9 protein-coding genes are annotated in these 19,456 nt (G+C 73.2%); all 9 read left to right on the top strand.

Annotation, left to right across the window (positions count from 1 at the left end; translation table 11 throughout):
* Positions 1-46: 46 nt before the first annotated feature.
* The gene (locus IF129_RS16365) at positions 47-6,094 is read left to right on the top strand and encodes a non-ribosomal peptide synthetase (protein ID WP_191210414.1); all 6,048 of its coding nucleotides are present in this window, start codon (positions 47-49) and stop codon (positions 6,092-6,094) included.
* The gene (locus IF129_RS16370) at positions 6,087-6,896 is read left to right on the top strand and encodes an SDR family NAD(P)-dependent oxidoreductase (RefSeq protein WP_191210415.1); all 810 of its coding nucleotides are present in this window, start codon (positions 6,087-6,089) and stop codon (positions 6,894-6,896) included. Before IF129_RS16365 ends, IF129_RS16370 begins: the two co-directional genes overlap by 8 nt.
* 51 nt (positions 6,897-6,947) lie before the next feature.
* Positions 6,948-7,952 (top strand): ABC transporter substrate-binding protein, encoded by a 1,005-nt coding sequence (locus IF129_RS16375; protein ID WP_191210416.1) that lies wholly within the window; start codon positions 6,948-6,950, stop codon positions 7,950-7,952.
* Positions 7,953-8,075: 123 nt separating this feature from the next.
* Positions 8,076-9,302 (top strand): MFS transporter, encoded by a 1,227-nt coding sequence (locus IF129_RS16380; protein ID WP_318153781.1) that lies wholly within the window; start codon positions 8,076-8,078, stop codon positions 9,300-9,302.
* Positions 9,303-9,313: 11 nt separating this feature from the next.
* On the top strand, positions 9,314-11,263 hold the full coding sequence (locus IF129_RS16385; protein WP_191210418.1) for an ABC transporter ATP-binding protein: 1,950 nt from the start codon (positions 9,314-9,316) through the stop codon (positions 11,261-11,263).
* Positions 11,260-13,017, top strand: coding sequence for an ABC transporter ATP-binding protein (locus IF129_RS16390; protein ID WP_191210419.1), 1,758 nt, complete (start codon positions 11,260-11,262; stop codon positions 13,015-13,017). The genes IF129_RS16385 and IF129_RS16390 overlap by 4 nt, the downstream gene beginning before the upstream one ends.
* Positions 13,018-13,095: 78 nt before the next feature.
* Complete coding sequence (locus tag IF129_RS16395) at positions 13,096-13,320, top strand: MbtH family protein (protein ID WP_191210420.1); 225 nt, start codon at positions 13,096-13,098, stop codon at positions 13,318-13,320.
* 130 nt (positions 13,321-13,450) lie between these two features.
* Positions 13,451-18,262 carry a non-ribosomal peptide synthetase gene (locus IF129_RS16400; RefSeq protein WP_191210421.1) on the top strand — a complete coding sequence of 1,604 codons (4,812 nt, stop codon included), beginning with the start codon at positions 13,451-13,453 and terminating at the stop codon, positions 18,260-18,262.
* Positions 18,259-19,071, top strand: coding sequence for an alpha/beta fold hydrolase (locus tag IF129_RS16405; RefSeq protein ID WP_191210422.1), 813 nt, complete (start codon positions 18,259-18,261; stop codon positions 19,069-19,071). The genes IF129_RS16400 and IF129_RS16405 overlap by 4 nt, the downstream gene beginning before the upstream one ends.
* The last annotated feature ends 385 nt before the right edge of the window (positions 19,072-19,456 follow it).

The following is a 19,456-nucleotide window of genomic DNA, read 5'->3' on the forward strand; positions in this document are numbered from 1 at the left end:
AAGGAGCGTGTCCGTGTCCCCTCATCGTTCGAAGGCGGTCTGAGCCATGCGGTTGCCGATAGCCCACGTGGTGCTCCGGGTGCGCGGGGACGTGCCCGCGTCGCGCTGGTTGCGGGCCGCCGCCCGGTGCCCGGTGCCCCCCGCGGCCACCTCCTGCTCCGATCTGGCCGAACCGGGCCGGGAGGAGCCCGCCGTCGCGCTGGAGACCTTCCGCGAAGCGCAGCAGGCACAGTGGCACGACGCCTTGGGCCGGACGCCGGGCACCTGGACACTGCACGTCGCCCGCATCCCGGCCGACGGCGGCGAGACGCACCTGCTCTCCTTCGTCGCCCCCCGGGTTCCGGGGACCGAGCACCTGCCCCTCACCGCGGCACGCCACCTGTGCGACCTGCTGCGCGGCGGACCGACACCTCCGGCACCACAGCCGGCCCCGGACCCCCACGGCCGCGGCACCCGGACGCGCTATCCGGACCGGCGGAGCCGGCAGGTGCCGGTGCCCGCCTCCGTGCCGCCCGGCACGGAACGGGCCTGGCTCTCCGAGCTGCTGCCCGCCGCCGCGCCGGGAGCCGTCCGCACGGTGACAGCGGCCCCGGAGTCGACACCCCGGGAAGGGCCCCCGCCCGGCGCGCACCCCTGGACGGCCCTCGCCGGAAGCGATCCGGAGGGCGGTTCGCTGCTGCTCGACCGGCCCTGGGCCGTCGGGCTGCCCGCGGACTGCGCCGGGCCCCGGGCCACGGTGGAGCTGTCCGAGCACAGCGAGGACCCGCGCAACGCCTACCCGCTCAGTGCGGAACTCCGCGTCGGCCCCGACGGATCCCGCACGCTCGTCGTGGACCACGACGTCACCGCCGTCCCCCGGGCGGACATCGAACTGCTGCTGCGGCGCGTGACGGCCGGTGAGCGGCTCCCCGCACCGGACGGCACGCCCTTGACCGCACGCATCGCGGGCGGCATCACCCGCGACCCGGACGCCCCCGCGGTGATCCGGGGCGCCGAACGGATCGACCACCGCACGCTGGAGCGGCGTTCGGCCGCCCTGGCCGGGGTCCTGCGCGAGCGGGGACACGGCCGGGGCAGCGTCATCGGCGTGGCGCTCCCCCGCTCGGTCGACGCGGTCGTGGCCATCGTCGCGATCCTCCGCGTGGGCGCCGCCTACCTGCCGCTCGACGTCGCCTACCCGGCACGACGACTGGCCTTCATGGCGGCCGACTCGGGCGTGTCGACGGTGCTGGGCGACGCGGAGTCGCTGGCGACCTACGCGCACCTGGACACCGTGGACATCGCCTCGGCCCGGGAGCCCCGGGAGGCCGAACCGTGGGCGGCCGCCGAGGCCGACGACGCCCTCTACGTGCTCTACACCTCCGGCTCCACCGGGCAGCCGAAGGCGGTCGTCCACACCGTCGGCGCCATCGGCAATCTCGTGGACTGGCACACCCGGACGGCCACGGCCGAGACCGACCGCAGGGTTCTCCAGTTCGCCAGTCTCAACTTCGACGTCGCCGGCCAGGAGATCCTCACGGCACTGGCGAGCGGCTCGTGCCTCGTGCTGCCCGAGGACCACGAGCGCACCGACCCGGACGCGCTCGTCGCCCTGCTGGCCGCTCAGCGGGTGACGGAGTACTTCTGCCCGCAGGTCATGTTGCAGGCGATGTGCCGGGCGGCCCTGGAGACGGGTACGGCGCTGCCCGCGCTGCGGCACGTCTACCAGTCCGGCGAACCGCTCGTGATGAACGAGTGGATCGAGCGGTTCCTGGAGGCCAACCCCCACGTCACCCTGCACAACCACTACGGCCCGACCGAGACGCACGTCATCACCGCCCTGCCTCTGCCCCGGGGCGGACGGGAGCAGCCACGGGGGCCCTACCGGCTCGGACCGCTGCTCGACACCTGCGCGGCGTACGTGCTCGATCCCGGGCTGCGGCCGGTGGAGCCGGGCGCCACGGGCGAGCTGTACGCCTCGGACCGGCAGCTCTCACGCGGGTACCTGAACCGGCCGGGGCTGACGGCCGAGCGGTTCGTCCCCGACCCCCACGGCCCGCCCGGCGCCCGGATGTACCGGACGGGCGATCTGGTGCGGGTACTGCCCGACGGCCACCTCGGCTACGTGGCTCGGGCCGACTTCCAGGCCAAGGTGCGCGGCCACCGCGTCGAGCCGGACGAGGTCACCGCCAGGCTGCTGGACGAGCCGGACGTCGCGAACGCGGCGACCGTCGTACGCCGCACCGACGGCGGCGACAACGTGCTGGTCTCCTACGCGGTGCCCCGCGCCGCGTCCGATGGCGGCCCCGCCTTCGCTGAGGCCCTGCGCGCCCGGCTGGCGGACGAGCTGCCCGCGTACCTGGTGCCCTCCGCCGTCGTGCCGCTGGACGCGCTGCCGCTGACGCCCAGCGGCAAGGTGGACAAGGTCGCTCTGCCCGCGCCGAGCGACGCGCCCGTGCCCGGAGGAACCGGCGACCGGGGTGGCCGTGACGGTGCGACGGCCGAGCTGGCCCGGATCTGGGCCGAGGCCATCGGCGTCGCGGACGTGGCCGATCAGGACGACTTCTTCCGGATCGGCGGAAGTTCGCTCGCCGCCATCAAGGTCGTCTCCGCCGTACGGGAGCGGCTGGGAGTGCCCCTGGGCGTCCGGGACGTCACCGGGCACTCGCGTTTCGCCGACTTCGCCGACCTCGTCGGGAGCCGCCTGGACGCCACCGCGGAGGTCACCTCCGGCCCGCTGCTGCGGTCCCGGCCGGAGCTCCGGCACGAGCCGTTCGACCTCCTCGACCAGCAGCAGGCGTACCTGGTCGGCCGTGGTGGTGACATCGAGGGCGGAGGCGTCGCCTGTCACCTCTACCTGGAGTACGAGGGCCGGGAGGCGGTCGGCCCCGAGGACGCGGACGGGGTGGGCATCGACCGGGTCCAGGAGGCGCTGCGCCGTGTCATCGCCGAACACGACATGCTGCGCACGGTGTTCGACGAGCACCAGCTCACCCAGCGCGTCATCCCCGCCGACGAGCTGCCCCCCTACGTCATCGAGGTCGTCGACGGCGTCACCGACCCCGGGGCCGCCGGCGCCGTCCGTGACCGGCTGTCCCACGAGGCCCGTCCGCCCGGTGAGTTCCCCCTGTTCAGCGTCGTCTTCGTGAGGTTGCCGGACGGCGTGCTGCGGATGTGCGTGAGCATCGACGCCCTCCTCGCCGACGCCCGTGGCGTGCAGATCCTGTTCGACGCCTGGCGCGCGGCCCTGCGGGGCGAGAGCGCCTCCTCGAAGGACACGCCCACGTTCCGGGACTACGTGGCCACGGTGGCGGCGATCAGGGAGGGGCCGGACCACGAACGGGCCGCCGCCTACTGGAAGGAGCGGCTGGACTCGCTGCCCGACGCCCCCGGGCTGCCCCAGCGGACGGAGGCTCCCACGAGCACCACGCCGGTGTTCGTCAACCGGCGCCACACGATGGACGCGGCACGCTGGGACCGGGTTCGCGAGCACGCGTCGGCCCGAGGGCTGACCCCGACCGCCGTCGTCCTCGCGGCCTACGCCTGGGCGCTGGCGCAGTGGTCGGACGAGCCCCGCTTCCTGCTCAACGTGCCGAGCATGAGCCGCTATCCGGTGCATCCACGCATCGACGACGTCCTCGGCGAGTTCGCCTCCTTCACCCTGCTGGAGGTGGACACCGCACAGGTGTCCACGTTCGAGGAGTTGGCGGTCCGGGTGCAGCGCCGGCTGGTCGACGATCTCGACCACCGGCACTTCAGCGGGATGGAGGTCACCCGCGAGCTGATCCGCCGCCGGGGAGGTCTCGGTGCCGCGCTCGCACCCGTGGTGATGACGAGCGAGCTGGGCGTCGGTGACGGCATCGACCGGATCTTCGACGGGCTGATGTCGGAGACCTTCGCGCTCAGCCAGACCCCTCAGGTGTGGATGGACCTCCTGCTGCGCGAGCGCGCCGGGCAGCTCGTCCTGAACTGGGACGTCGTGGAGGAGCTGTTCCCCACCGCCGTCGTGGACGGGGTCTTCCGGCTCCTCGTCGGCCAGCTGGAACTGCTGGCGCAGGAGCCCTCCTCCTGGTCACGAGAGCCGCTGCCCGCCGTGTCGCGCTCCCGTGCCGAGGAGCGGGGCCGCGGGCCGGACCACGCACCCGGCGGCGTGTGGCCGCATGCCGTGATCCGCGATCTGGCCGCGCAGGAGCCGGACGCGCCCGCCCTCGTGGACGGGCCGACCGAGCTGACGCGTGCCCAACTGGCCGGCGCCGCGCAGAGCGTGGCGGACGCCGTGGCGGCGGAGCGCCGGGGCCGGGCCGTGCCGACGGAACCGGTCGCCGTCCTGCTGGAGCGCGGCTGGAGGCAGTACGCGGCCTGCTTGGGCGTGCTGGAGGCGGGGCACCCCTACCTGCCCCTCGACGCCGAGCTGCCGCCCGAGCGGATCACGACCGTACTGCGCCGGGCCCGCGTGCGCCTGGTGGTGACGGACGGGTGGACCTCCGGCCGCACGGGCCCCCTCGACCTCGCGGGAGCCCGGCGGGTGGACGTCTCCGACCTGGCGCCCCGGACGCCGTCGCGCCGCCCGGTCGCCGACGATCCGCGTACCGGCGACGACCTGGCCTACGTGCTGTTCACCTCCGGCTCCACGGGCGAGCCCAAGGGCGTGCCGGTCACCCTGGCCGGACTGGCCAACTGCGTCGAGCACACGATCCGCGCGTTCGGCCTGGGGCCCGGCGACAGCTCCCTGGCGGTCGCCTCCGTCCACCACGACCTGTCGCTCTTCGACCTGTTCGTCGTCCTCGGCGCGGGCGGCACCGTGGTCCTGGCCGGGCGCGGCGGCGACACGGACATCCAGCAGTGGGCCCGGGACGTCCAACGCCACGGCGTCACCGCGATGTGCGCGGCGCCGGCCGTGGTCGAGATGCTGCTCGACGGCGCCGGCGAGGACCGCCCCGACGGGCCGCTGGCGGCTCTGCGGCTGGTGCTCACCGGCGGCGACTGGGTGCCCGTGCCGCTGCTGCGGCGTCTGCGGTCGGCCGCGCCCGGAGTGCTGCCCGTCAGCATCGGCGGGCCGACGGAGACGACCGGATGGAACATCGCGCATCCGGTCACCGGACCGCACGCACTCCGGTCCGACGCCACCGCCGTCCCCTACGGCAGGCCCATCCCGCGAACGTACTACCGCGTGGTGGACGCCGAGTTCCGGGACCGCCCGGAGGGCGCCGTCGGAGAGATGCTCGTCGCCGGGGTGGGCGTCACTCCGGGCTACCTCACCGGCGGCGGGGACGACCCGCACCGGAACCACTGGACCGACCCCGGCACCGGGGAGGTCTTCTTCCGGACCGGGGATCTGGGCCGCTGGAGGGGCGGGCTGATCGAGTTCGTCGGCCGACGCGACGACCAGGTGCAGATCCACGGTCACCGGGTCGAGCCGGGCGAGGTCTCGGCGTTCCTCAACCGGCAGCCCGGAGTCCGCGGTTCGGCGGTCCTGCCGCTGGAGGACCCGGACACCGGAGGCTCCCGTGGCGTCCGGGGCCTGGCCGCCTTCGTCGTCCTCACCGAGGAGGCGGATCTGGCGGCGATCCGGACCGCCGCCCGGACGGGCCTGCCCCGCCCGGCCAGGCCGCAGCGCGTGATCGCCGTGGAGACGCTGCCGACCACCCGGAACGGGAAGATCGACCGGGAGGCCCTCGCCCGCCGCCACCGTGAGGAGTGCCGGGCCGAGGACTCCGGCCGCGTCCTGGAGGGCCGGGCCCCGGACACCGCGCTCGAATGGCTGGTCTGCGACGTGTGGTCGCGACGGCTCGGTGGCGTACCGGTCACGCCGGAGGACAACTTCTTCGTCCTGGGCGGCGACTCGCTCGTCGTCTCCCGCATGGTGGTGGACCTGCGGGAGGTGCTGGTGGGGACGCCTGTGCGGGCGGGCGCGGTCTTCGCTACCCGCAGCGCGGGCGAGTTCGCCGCCCTGCTGCGGGACCGGGCGGCCGACCCGGGGGCCCTGGAGGAGGCCGCCGCCCTCTACCGCGAGGTCGCCGCGATGACGACGGAGGATCTCGACGCCTATCTCGGGGACCGGGACCGCGACACCGCCGACGTGTCCGCCGAGCGGACGGGGCGCACCCATGGCTGAGCGGAGCGTGGTCGACGAGGCGGCGAGCGGCCGCAAGTACGCGGTGATCACCGGTGCGAGCTCCGGCCTCGGCGCCGCCTTCGCCGACCGGCTCGCCGCCCGGGGCTTCGACCTGGTGCTCGTGGCCCGGGACGAGCCGCGACTCGCGGCGGTGGCCCGGGCGGCGGGTGAACGGCACGGCGTGCGCTGTGAGGTGCTCCCGGCCGATCTCTCCCACGCCGCAGACCGGCACCGGGTGGTCGAACGGATCGGGGCAGGCGTCGACTTCCTGGTGAACGCCGCCGGATTCGGCGTCGCGGGATCTTTCTGGACCGTCGAACGAGCGCTCCTGGACGCGCAGTTGGCCGTCAACGTCATCAGCACCCAGGAGTTCACGCACGCCGCGCTCCGGACGATGGTGCCAGGCCGCGGCGGGACGGTCGTCAACCTCTCCTCCATCACGGGGCTGATCCCGGGGCGGGGATCGACGTACGCCGCGTCGAAGGCGTGGATCCGCTACTTCTCCCAGGGCCTCAGCGCCGCGCTGCGCGGCACCGGCACCCGGGTGATGGTGCTCAGCCCCGGATTCGTGCGCACGGAGTTCCACGCCCGCGCGGACATCGACGTCACGCAGGTGGGCGACGGCTGGTGGTCGGAGCCGGGAGCCGTGGTCGACCGCTGCCTGGCCGACCTGGCCAGGGGCCGGGACTACTCGCTTCCCGGGCTGCGGAACAAGGTCTTCATCTCAGCGGTGTCCCGGCTGCCCCGGGGTCTCGCACAACGGGTGAACCGGATGCTCGGCAACGCGGGCGCGCGCGCCTAGCGGCCGGGCCGCAGGACCGCCGGAATGAAGGAAACACAGGAAAGAAGGAACATGAGAACTCGCTACGCATGCGCCACCGCCGCCCTGGCGGTACCCCTGCTGCTGACCGGCTGCGGCTCCGCCGACACGAAGGACGACACCGGGGACGCGAAGAAGGCCCCCGCGAAGGAGACCTCCCGCGAGGTCACCCACGAACTCGGGAGCACCGAGGTCCCGGCCGACCCCGAGGCCGTCATCGCGCTGGACGAGGTGGCCGGGCTGACGCTGGTCTCCCTCGGGATCACACCCGACGCGGTGTACATGGCCAGCGCCCAGCCCAGGGCCCAGGAGATCCTCCGTGAGGAGGGCGTGGAGCTGCGTGAGGTGAGCGTCGGGACGACCCCGCCGCTGGAGCAGCTCGCCAAGGCCAAGCCGGACCTGCTCGTGGGCACGGGCTCCGCCGGACCCACCGGCACCAACTACGACAAGCTCACCGACCTGGCGCCGACGATCGTGCTGCCGATCGAGGGCGAGTGGCGCGAGATCGTCACGAAGACCGCGGCCTTCTTCGGTGAGGAGGAGCGGGGCAAGCGGCAGATCGTCGCGACGGAGGCCGTGCTGAACGACGCGGCCGAGGCGGTGTCGGGCGAGCGCACGCTGTCGCTCCTCGGCAACTCCTTCGGTGAGAACGACTTCACGATGCCCCCGCACGTCCCCATCTCCACGCTGATCAAGGAGGCCGGCTTCACCCGGCCCGCCTTCCAGCAGAAGGAGGTGGACGGCTACTCGGTGCCGCTGTCCGCGGAGTTCCTGCCGGAGCAGGACGCGGACATGGTCATCGTGCCCGAGGGCGAGTACTACGACGCCGACGCCATGCGGGAGAAGCCGACGTTCGCCGAGCTGACGGGTGAGGTGCTCACACCCGACGCCGACGTCTGGTTCGGCATGTCCGGCTTCGCCTTCTACGCCTCCGCGTACGACCTGCGCACCCTCGCCACCGACGAGGGCGAGATCAGCTCCGCGGACAACATCGGCGACATCTGGGCGTCGTTCCTGGAGGAGACCGAGAAGCAGTAGGCGTGGACACGGCGGTGTCCCCGCCCCGCTCGGGGACACCGCTTCCGCCACCACACGACCGGACACCGGGGACAGCCGGTGCCCGGCGCCGTCCGGCAGCCCGATCGGGTCAGGGAGAGACAGGTGTCAGAGGAGAAGGGGTCCGCAGTCCCGCTGTGGCTCCCCGCGTTGTTCTTGTCCGTATTCACGTTCTACACGGATGACCACGTGATCTCGGGAATCCTTCCCGAGCTCGCGGACGGCCTGTCCGTGTCCGAGGCGGTGGCCGGTCAGTTGGTGACCGTCTTCTCCCTCACGATCGCGGTGGCGACCCCCGTCGCGGGCTTCCTGCTGTTCCGCGCGGCTCGGCGCACGGTGGTGCTGACCGCCCTGGGCGTCTTCACCGTCGTGAACTTCGTGGCGGCCCTGGTGGACCACTACGCGGTCATGGTCGTGCTGCGGATCATCGCCGCGCTCGCCGCCTCGGCCGCCACGCCGCTGATCTTCGCGAGCACGGCGGAACTCGCGCCGGACCGGCTCCGCGGCCGGTACCTGTCGGTCCTGGCCGTCGGTATCACCGGCTCCATCGCCTTCGGCGTGCCGCTGGGAAGCTGGATCGGCACCGCCCTGGGCTGGCAGGCGACCTTCACGGCCATGGGCTGCTGCGGCGCGCTCAGCCTGCTGCTCGTCGCCGCCTCGCTGCCCGAGACGGAGCCCAAAGCACCCGTCCCCTTCCGCGAGCAGGTCCGGGCCCTGTCCGCACGGCCCATCTCCCTCGCCCTGGCCGGCGGCGCACTCGCCGTCATGGGCTCGGTCATGCTCCTCACCTATCTGGCGCCCTTCCTCCAGGGACTCCTCCACGACGGCGACGGCGTACGGGCGCTGGTCTTCGCCGTGCTCGGTGTCGCCGGCACCGTGGGAGTCTTCGCGGGCGGCTGGGCCACGGACAGGCTGGGACCGGACCGCACGATCCGGCTGGGCCTCGTCGTCTTCGTCGCCGTCATGGCGACACTGGCGGCGCTGTGGACGCTGCGCCCCGTCCCCCTGTACGTGTTCATGCCGCTCGTCGTGGTGTGGGGCGTCACCGCCTACCTCAGCGCACCCGCCGTCCAAGCGCGGCTTCACCACGTGGCCGGGGACCTCACCGCGCAGGCACTCGCGCTCAACACCAGCGCCGGATACCTCGGCATAGCCGTCGGCGGCGCGCTGGGCGGCCTGATCCTCTCGCACGCCACCGCGGGGTGGTTGCCCACCGCCACCGCCGTCACCTGCGCGCTCGCCCTGGGCCTGCTCACGCTGGCGTTCCGCGGGGCGGCCCACGGGCCTTCCGCCGACACCTCCACCAACGACCCGCAGGGAGCCACGAAGTGAAGGAGAGCCACGTGGCGTCGGACGCCGACACGACGGCCCGGCCACCGGCCGGGACCGCCTCCGGAACGAGACCGGAGACGCCGCCGGACGAGACGGCGGCACCCGGCACGGAGCCGACGCCCGACCCCGCCCCCCGGGCCGAGCCGGCCGCCCCCGCCGACGCCCCCGCCTCCCTCGCGGCACTGCTGCGCCCCGTCCGGCCGCTGCTGTCGCTGAGCGCCGTCCTCGCCGCCGTCTCGGCCTTCGCCGGCGTGGTGCCGTTCCTCTGCGTCGTCGAACTGGCCGGGGAGCTGCTCCCCGCCGTCAGCGGGGGCGAGGTGGACCGGGCCGCGGCCTGGCGCACGGTGTGGATCGCCGTGGGGGCGCTCGGACTGCGGCTGCTGCTGATGCTCGCCGCGTCCACCGTCTCCCATCTGGCCGACGTGCGGCTGGCCGCGACCGTGCGCCGCGCGGTGGTCCGGCGGCTGGGCCGCGTACCGCTCGGCTGGTTCACCGAACGCAACTCGGGCCTGGTGAAGAAGGCCGTGCAGGACGACGTGGGGTCCCTGCACCACCTCGTCGCGCACTCGGTCACCGAGATGACATGGGCGATCGTCGTCCCCGCGACCATCGTCGGGTACCTCCTGCTCCACGACGTCGCGATGACCGTCGTCACGCTGGTGCCGGTGCTGGCGGGTCTGCTCGGGCTGAAGGTCGCCACTCGGGGCACGTCGGAACGGCTCGTGGAGTACGCGGGTTCGCTGGCCAGGCTGGGTGCGGTCACCGTGCAGTTCGTGGACGGCATCGCCGAGGTCAAGTCCTTCGGTACGCTCGGCCGCGCCCACGGCGCCTACCGCGAGGCGGCGGAGGACTTCGACGGCAAGCACCACGCGTGGATGCGTTCCAGCTCGGCGGGCGCGACGTTCATGGAGCTGGCCCTCTCCCCCATGACGCTGCTGCTGACCACCGCCGTGGCGGGCGGCGCACTGCTGGAGAGCGGCCATCTGGACGGCCCGCTGGAACTCCTGCCCTTCGTCGTGCTCGGCCTGGCCATCCCCGCGCCGCTGCTGGCCCTGGGCTTCAACTACCACGCGCTGCTGGCGGCCAGGGGCGCCGCGGACCGGGTGCGGGAAGTGCTCTCCGAGCCCGAGCTTCCCTCGGTCGGCGGCCCGCCCGTCACGCTGCCCTCGGACGCACCCGTCAGCTTCGAGGGGGTCACCTTCCGCTACGGCGGGACGACGGCGCTCGACGACGTCTCGCTGACGCTGGAACCGGGGACCATGACCGCACTCGTCGGACCCTCGGGTTCGGGCAAGTCCACTCTGGCCAAGCTGCTCGCCCGGTTCGACGACCCGGTGGCGGGCCGGGTCACCATCGCCGGCACCGACCTGCGTGAACTGCCGTTCCCCGACCTCTACCGACACGTCGGCTTCGTCTTCCAGGACACCTCCCCGCTGCGCGTGTCGCTGCGCGACAACATCCGCCTCGCCCGGCCCGACGCGGACGACGGCGAGGTGCTGCGCGCGGCGCGGGCCGCACGGGTCGAGGACGTCATCGAGCGGCTACCGAAGGGCCTCGACTCGATCGTGGGCGTGGACGCCGTCCTCTCGGGCGGGGAGTACCAGCGCGTCGCGATCGCCCGCGCGATCCTGGCCGACCGCCCGGTGCTGATCCTGGACGAGGCGACCTCGGCCGTCGATCCGGACAACGAGGCGCTCCTCCAGGAGGCGCTGAACGCGCTGAGCGCGGACAAGACGCTGCTGGTCGTGGCGCACCGGCTGCACACGGTGCGCCACGCCGACTCCATCGTCGTGCTCGACGGCGGGCGCGTCGTCGAGCAGGGCACGCACGACACGCTGCTCGCCGACGGCACCCTCTACCCCTCGCTGTGGCGCGCCGACGCCTCCGGCCCCGGTACGGACGCCGCCGCAGAGGCCGACGAACGCCGGCACGACGGCAGGGAAGGACACGACCCCGCATGATCAGACAACTCTTCGCCCTGCTGGACGACGCCGGGTGCCGGGAACTCCGGGCGCTGCTCGTCCGGGTCACGGCCTGCGCGGTCCTCCAGGGTCTCGCGGCCTGCACGCTCATCCCGCTGCTCAGCGCGGTCTTCGCCGAGGACTGGTCGGGGATGTGGACCTGGGCGGCCGTCCTGGCCGGGCTCGTCCTCGTCCATCACGTGCTGATCCTGCGCAACCACCGGCACGCCGGGGAGCTGTCCAGCTCCCTGCTGAAGCTGCTCCACCAGCGACTCGGCGACACCCTGGCCACGACACCGCTGGGCTGGTTCGGCCCCGGCCGCTCGGCCACCGTCGGCAGGCTGGTGGGCAAGACGGCCCTCGACGTCGCCACCGCCCCCGCCCACCTCGTCGCCCCGGTGGTCACGGCGTTCGTCACCCCGGCGACGATCATCCTGGTGAGCCTGGTGGTCCGCTGGGAGGTCGGCCTGTGCCTGCTGCTCGGCGCGCCCCTGGCGCTGCTGGCCTACCGGCTCTACCTGCGCATCATCGAGAGGGTCGAGAGCCGCTGGGACGAGAGCACCAGCCGTGCCTCCGCCCGGGTGCTGGAGTACGCCACCCAGCAGCCCGCGCTGCGCGCCTTCGGACGCACGGTGGAGGGCCATGCCCCGCTGGAGGCCGCCTTCACCGAGCAGGACGCGGCCTCGCGCCGCATGGTCCTCGGCAACTCGGCGGCCGGCGCGCCCCTCTTCCTCGTCCTCCAGGCCGTGCTGACGGCGGTGCTCGCGCTCGTCGTCCACCTGTCCCTCGGCGGTGGGCAGGACGTCGACATCGCCCAACTGCTCGCGGTCATGGTGCTCGCCGTGCGGTTCGTGGAACCGCTGACCGCCGTCGCGGAGGTCGCGGGCGGGCTGCGGATCGCCGCCGTGGGGATGCGGCGGTTCCAGGAGGTGCTCGGCAACGAGCCGCTCCCCGAGCCCGCCGAACCCGCCGAACCCGGCGCGCCCTCGGTCGCCTTCCGGGACGTCACCTTCGGCTACACCCCGGACCGTCCGGTTCTGCACGGGCTCACCTTCCGCGCGGAACCGGGCACGCTGACGGCCCTCGTCGGCCCCTCCGGAGCGGGCAAGTCGACGGTACTGGCGCTGCTGGCCCGCTTCCACGACCTGGAGCCGGGGCAGGGCACGGTCGAGGTCGCCGGGCAGGACGTCCGCGAGCTCGGCACCCGGCGGCTGATGAGCCGGATCTCGCTCGTCTCCCAGAACCCGTACCTCTTCGAGGACACGATCGCGAACAACATCCTCCAGGCCAGGCCGGACGCCACCCGGGAACAACTGGAGGAGGTCGGCCGGCAGGCGCGGGTGGACGAGATCGTCCACCGGCTGCCCGACGGCTGGGACACCCGCGTGGGCGAGGGCGGCTCGACGCTCTCCGGCGGTGAGCGGCAACGCGTCTCGATCGCCCGCGCCCTCCTCAAGGACGCCCCCGTCGTCCTCCTCGACGAAGTGACCTCCTCGCTGGACGCGGTCAACGAACGGCTCGTCCAGCAGGCCGTCACGCGCCTCGCGAAGGACCGCACGGTCCTCGTCGTCGCGCACCGGCTCCAGACCGTCGTCGGCGCCGACCACGTGCTCGTGCTCGACGACGGCCGTCTGGAGGACCAGGGCACGCACGAGGAGCTGCTGCTCCGCGACGGAACCTACCGCCGCTTCGTCGAACTGCGCCGCCGGGCGGACGCATGGCGGCTCACCACGGCGGCCCACCCCCGTCCCTGACCCCCCGAACCCCCCTGCCCATACCGACACACGCCGTCCCGACAGCACCGGGCGCGGATCCACGGAACGGAGAACCCCATGCCGACCAACCCCTTCGACGACGACGACGGCCGCTTCCACGCGGTGGTCAACGACGAGGACCAGTACGCCCTGTGGCCGGCCTTCCGCGACATCCCCGACGGCTGGCACTCGGTGTACGGAGAGGCCTCTCGCGCCGAGGTCCTGGAGTACATCGAGCGGACCTGGACCGACATGCGCCCACGCGGTCTGCGCGAGGCCATGGAGTCCGACGTCCCGAGCTGACCGCCCCGCTCCCGGTACCGCCGCCCGGCCGCGGTGGCACCGGGTCAGCGCGCCGGTCCGCGCACCGACCGACCCGACGCGCGGACCGGCGCGCCCTTCCACGACCGACCCACACGACGAGGAACACGCGGTGGTCTCCAACGGCAGTCACGACATCGCCGATGTCCTGGCACTCGGCCCCCTTCAGCGCGGGCTGTACTCACTCAACCGACTGGTCAACGACACCCACCGCCCCGGCGGGGCTCCCCGAGCCGGCGGCGGCGACGGCTACGCCGTGGCCGTCCTGACCGACTTCCACGGGCCCCTGGACACGGAGCGACTGCGCCGCGCGCTCAACGCCGTGCTGGCCCGCCACCCCCATCTCGCCGCGACCTTCCGGCACGAGGGCCTACCGCACCCGGTGCAGCTCGTCCCGGCCACCGTGGACGTCCGATGGCGGGAGATGGAAACATCCGCCGAGGCGTTCCGGAGCCACGTCCGGGCCGAGACCGAGGCGTCCTTCGACCTCACCGCGGGGCCGCCGCTACGCGTCACCCTCGCCCGGCTCGCCCCCGACCACCACCGGCTGCTGTGCGTCTTCCACCACATCGTGATCGACGGCTGGTCCGTGCCGCTGTTCTGGCGCGAGCTGGCCGACCGCTACCGCGCCGACCTCCCCGGGCCGGTCGAGCCCTCCCGCGCCTACCGGGACTACATCGGCTGGCTGCGGGAGCAGGACGCGCGGGCCTCGCTCGACGTGTGGAGGGAGGCGCTCGCGGGCGTCACCGAACCCACCGTCGTCGGCACCGGCGGCCCTGCGGGCGGCGGGACGCCCACGGCCACCCTGACCATGCGCTACCTGGAAGGACCTCCGCTCGACACGCTCCTCGCCAGGGTCCGGGCGCTGAACCTCACCGTCAACACCGTCGCACAGGCCGCCTGGGCCGTGCTGCTGCACCGGCTGACCGGGCGCGAGGACATCACCTTCGGCGTCACCGTCTCCGGACGGCCCGAAGAGGTGACGGAGATCGAGTCCGCCATCGGACTGTTCATCAACACCGTTCCCGCGCGCGTCACTCTGGACCCCACGGAGTCCTTGACGGACCTGTGCCGACGCGTCCAGCAACATGCGGCCCGGCAGCGCACCCACGGCTACACCGGTCTCAGCGAGATCCAGCGGGCCGCCGGCGCCGGTGACCTCTTCGACACCCTGATGATCTTCCACAACACCCCCAAGGGCGAGGCCCGCAGCACCCTGGACGTGGGGCAGGGCGTGACGATGACGCCCGTGCTCATGGACAGCTTCACCCACTACCCCCTGACCATCGTGCCGTTCCTTCTCGACGACCGGCTGTACGTCAACGTCGACCACATCGACGCCGCCCTGGGCGGCCTCGACGCCGGACGGCTCGCCGAGCGCTTCCTGCACCTCGTCCAGGAGATCGCCCGCGACCCCGAGCGGACCCACCGCGAGCTGGACATCCTGCTGCCCGGCGAGGAGGCGGAACTCCGTGCCCTGGCCGGGCCGGACACACCCCCGGCGCCACCGGGCCCGACCGGGGACCGGGAAGGGGCCGGGGAGAGCCACCGGGCGCTCCTCCCCGGCGTGCACCGGGAGTTCGAACACGTCGCCGACCTGTACCCGGATCGCGAGGCCGTTCGCGACCGGCACGGGGCCGTCGGCTACGCCGAACTGGACCGGTGGGCCAACCGGGTCGCTCACCGGCTGCGGGCCCTCGGCGTCACCCGGGAGACCCAGGTCGCCGTCGCGCTGCCCCGCGAAGCGGACTACTTCGCCGCCCTGTTCGGCGTCCTCAAGGCGGGCGGAACGCTCGTTCCGCTCGACCTGGGCGCCCCGGCCGAACGCAACACCACCATCGCCCGCGTCTCCGGGGCCCGGGTACTCGTCACCCGGCCCGGAGAGCAGCTCTGGTGGAAGGGCGCACGCTGCGAGCTCCACCCGGGCCGGGTCGCGCCGGCGGACGGCGCCACCGCGCCGGTCGGCCGTCCGGGAACCGACACGCCCGACCCGGGCCGGCTGCCGGGGACGACCCACCCCGACCAGGCGGTCCACACCGTCTTCACCTCCGGCTCCACCGGCGAGCCCAAGGGCGTCGTCGCCACCCACGGCGGGTTGCTCACGCTGCTCCACGCCCACCGCGAGCAGATCTACCGGCCCGCCGTCACCGGGACGGATGAACCCCTGCGGGTGGGGCACTCCTGGTCGTTCGCCTTCGACGCAAGCTGGCAGCCCCAACTCGCCCTTCTCACCGGCTACACCGTCGTGCTCTTCGACGAGGAGGACCAGCGTGATCCCTACCGCCTGGTGCGGGGCATCCGCGAGCACCGGGTGGATATGCTCGACACCTCCCCGTCGATGCTCGGCCGGCTCGCCGAGGCGGGGCTCATCGACGGTGGCCGCTGCCCGTTGCGGATCCTCGCGCTCGGCGGCGAGGAGATCTCCCGTGCCACCTGGGACATGCTGGCCGGCCTGTCCGGCACCCGCGTCCACAACTTCTACGGACCGACCGAGATCACCGTCGAAGCGGTGAACGCCCGCGTGACGGCCGGGCGGGAGCCTCAGATCGGCCGGGCCGCCGTCGGGTCCACGGCCCAGGTGCTCGGCCCGGACCTCAGGCCCGTTCCGCTGGGCATGCGCGGCGAGCTGTACCTGGGTGGCGACCAGGTCGCGCGTGGGTACCGGTCCCGTCCCGCCCTGACCGCCGAGCGTTTCGTCCCCGACCCGGCCACCGGCGAACGCCTCTACCGCACCGGCGACGTCGTACGTCGCGACGCCGACGGCCGCATCGTCTTCCTCGGCCGCGAGGACGAGCAGGTGAAGATCCGCGGCTACCGGGTCGAGTCGGCCGAGATCGTGGCCGCGCTGGAAGACCGCGCGGATGTCGCCAAAGCGGTCGTCGTCCCGTTCCGCGGCAGCCAGGGCCAGGCGCTCGCCGCCTACGTGGTCGCGACCCGCGCGGCCCGCGCGGCAGGCCCGGTACGCGCCGCACAGGTGGCCGGGAACCGGACGGACGGTGGCGTGTTGGACCCGGTCGCACTCCGGGACGACCTGGCGCGACGCATCCCGCACTACATGATCCCCGCCCGCTTCGTGGAGCTGGACTCCCTCCCGCTGACGGTGAACGGCAAGGTGGACGTGCGGGCGCTGCCCGACCCCACCGGCACCACCGGGTCCCGGACCGGGCCCGGGACATACCGCGACGCCGCGACCCCGACCGAGAAGGCCGTCCTCACTGCCGCCCGCGAACTGCTGGACGCGGTCGCCCTCGGAGCCGAGGACGACATGTTCCACCACGGGATGGACAGCATCGCCACCATCTCCCTGGTCAGCGGACTGCGCCGGGCGGGGCTGCACTGCACGCCACGCGATGTCCTCACCCACCGCACGGCCGCCCAACTCGCCCGTTCCATCGACACCGTCGGACCCGGCCGGGACGCCCCGTCACCCGCCCCGGACCACGGCCCGACCGGAGCCGAAACCGCGGCCGTCCGTACCCCGGCGCTGGACTGGATGCACGGACTCGGTGACTACCGGCGCTTCGCACTGTCCCAACTCGTCGAACTGCCGCAGGATCTCACCGCCGAACGGCTCGACGCCCTGCTCAGCGGAGTGCTCCGGGCCCACCCCCAGCTCACCACCCGGACCTCCGTGGGCGAGGACGGCCGCCTGTGCCTGCTGCCCGCCGACACACGCGGAGACGCCCGGGTACCCCTGACCCACGAAGAATGTGAGAACTGGACACCACAGCGTGTCCTGAAGTCGGCACAACGGGTCTGGGAACGGCTCGACCCGGACTCCGGCGTCATGATGGCCGGAGCCGTTCACCACGAACTCCGAAGCGGCACACAGCGGTTGTTCCTCGCCATCCACCACGCCGTCGCCGATGTCGTGTCCTGGCGGATCATCCTCACCGACCTCGCCGCCGCACACCGGGCGGCCGGTCCCGGAGTTGACGCCCCGGCCGCGCCCGAGCCGCTCCCGGCGGAACCGACCCCGATGACGGCGTGGTCCCGCGCGCTGGCGGCCCGCGCCGAAGGCCCCGAACCCGCGGCCCAGTCGACCTACTGGCACGCGGTGCACAAGGAGACGGCGCAGGCCCCCCGCCTCGGGAGGCGCGCGCTCCAGCCCGGCACCGACACCCGGGGCAAGCTCCGGTCCCACCGCGTGATCAGCTCGACCAAGGTGGCGGCGGCCCTCCTGCACACCCGGTACGGGAGCCCCGAAGCCGCCCTGCTCGCCGCCACCGCCCTCGCGGAAGCGAGCTGGCGCAGCGCCCGCGCCATACGATCCGACACCGGTCTCGCGATCCTGCGGGAGAGCCACGGACGCCGGGACGAACTGCTGGAGCCCCACCTCGGCGCCCCGGCGGACACCTCCCGGACCGTCGGCTGGTTCAACGTCTTCCACCCGCACGTCGTCGACTCCGCCGCGTCGGACGAACCGTGCGCTCTGGGCCCGGACCGGGACCGGCGCCTCAGCGTCGAGCAGGCGGTGACGGACGCCCACCGCACCCGCCGCCTGCTGGAGAAGGCACAGCGCGAACTGGACGCCGTACCGCACGGCGGCTTCGACCACGGGTTGCGGACGAGGGCCCCGGACGACCCCGGAGGCCCGCAGATCCTCTTCAGCTACCTGGGCCGCGTCGACGGGCTGCTCTTCGCGGACCGGACCCGAGCAGAGGCCCCGGCCCCCTGGACCGTGGTCCTGGACGACGGGCTGCGTGCCGCCTTCCCCGAGGACAGCGAGCCGGAAATGGATCAGGCGTTCTCCCTGGAGATCGTCGCCGCCGTTCATCCCGGCCCGGTGTTCGAATCCACCTGGCGCTACAACCCGGACGTCACCGCGCACGAGGACGTCCACGACCTGGCTCGCTGGTGGAACCGGGGGCTCCTGGCCCTCGCATCAGCGGTCGAACAGCAGGAAGGAACGACACAGACATGACGGAGTTCATCGACACCGGGGACGTCACGATCGCCTACGAGGAGTTCGGCGGCGGTCCGACGGTCGTCCTCGTCATGGGCGCCGGATCACCCGGCCGGGTCTGGCGGCCCTACCAGGTGCCCGCGCTCGTCGACGCCGGCTTCCGGGTCGTCACCTACGACCACCGGGGGGTGGGGGGAAGCTCCGAGTGCCCCGAGGGCTTCACTCTCGCCGACCTCACCGACGACCTGGCCACGTTGGTGGAGAAGACGACCGACGGCCACGCCCATATCGTGGGCACCTCCATCGGCGCCCGCGCTGCCCAACGCCTCGCGCTGACCCGCCCCGAGCTGGTCGACCGGCTCGCCCTCCTGGCGACGCGCGGCAGGGGGGACGCCGCCCTCACCGCCTACGCCCACGCCCAGATGGCCGTCCACGACCAGGATGTCGCCGTGCCCACCGAACTCTGGGTGGCTCTGAACGCCTTGGCCGGCCTCTCCCCGGCGAGCCTGCGGGACGACGCACGGGCCCAGGACTGGCTCGACATGCTCGGTATGGTTCCCGCCACCCCCTCGGCCGGAGTACGCCAGCAGTTCGCGGCGGCACTGACCGACTTCCCGCACGACATCACCGAGTTCGGCCGGATCTCGGCCCGCACCCTCGTGGTGAGCTTCACCGACGACCGCCTGTCCCCGCCGCACCTCGGTGTCGAGGTGGCCCGGGCCATCCCCGACGCCCGACACGAGCTGGTCGCCGAAACGGGCCACTTCGGCTACCTGGAACGGCCCGAAGAGGTCAACCGCCTGCTGGTCGACTTCCTCACCGGATGAGTGCCACCGTCGGACACCGGTACGTCGCGGGCCGGTCACGCGAGGCGCGCGGTCACAGGTGGAGACCGAACCTTCTCGATCGCCGGATGTGAGCGCCCGAGGCCCCCGAGGCGGGTAGGCACGCCCGGTCGACGCGGGTGACACGCAGATCGGCCTCTGCCCGGGATGCCCGGTCAGAGGCCGATCCTGCTGCTCTCAGGGCGGAGGCGGTGGGATTTGAACCCACGGTGACATCGCTGCCACGACGGTTTTCAAGACCGGCCCCTTGAGGAGCCAGAATTGCCATCTGACCTGCGCGTACTGCTCACGGTGCCAACCTCTGCGGCAAGCTTGGCCCACATATGGCCCACGCCTCTGCGACCGTTGATGTCAACTTAATGATGTT

This window comes from Streptomyces chumphonensis (genome assembly GCF_014779715.1).
Classification (GTDB): domain Bacteria; phylum Actinomycetota; class Actinomycetes; order Streptomycetales; family Streptomycetaceae; genus Streptomyces; species Streptomyces chumphonensis.

Excerpts from the sequence above, each read along its gene's own strand:
- IF129_RS16370 (WP_191210415.1), top strand. The coding sequence starts at position 6,087 with ATGGCTGAGCGGAGCGTGGTCGACGAGGCGGCGAGCGGCCGCAAGTAC.
- IF129_RS16375 (WP_191210416.1), top strand. The coding sequence starts at position 6,948 with ATGAGAACTCGCTACGCATGCGCCACCGCCGCCCTGGCGGTACCCCTG.
- IF129_RS16395 (WP_191210420.1), top strand. The coding sequence starts at position 13,096 with ATGCCGACCAACCCCTTCGACGACGACGACGGCCGCTTCCACGCGGTG.
- IF129_RS16365 (WP_191210414.1), top strand. The coding sequence starts at position 47 with ATGCGGTTGCCGATAGCCCACGTGGTGCTCCGGGTGCGCGGGGACGTG.
- IF129_RS16405 (WP_191210422.1), top strand. The coding sequence starts at position 18,259 with ATGACGGAGTTCATCGACACCGGGGACGTCACGATCGCCTACGAGGAG.
- IF129_RS16390 (WP_191210419.1), top strand. The coding sequence starts at position 11,260 with ATGATCAGACAACTCTTCGCCCTGCTGGACGACGCCGGGTGCCGGGAA.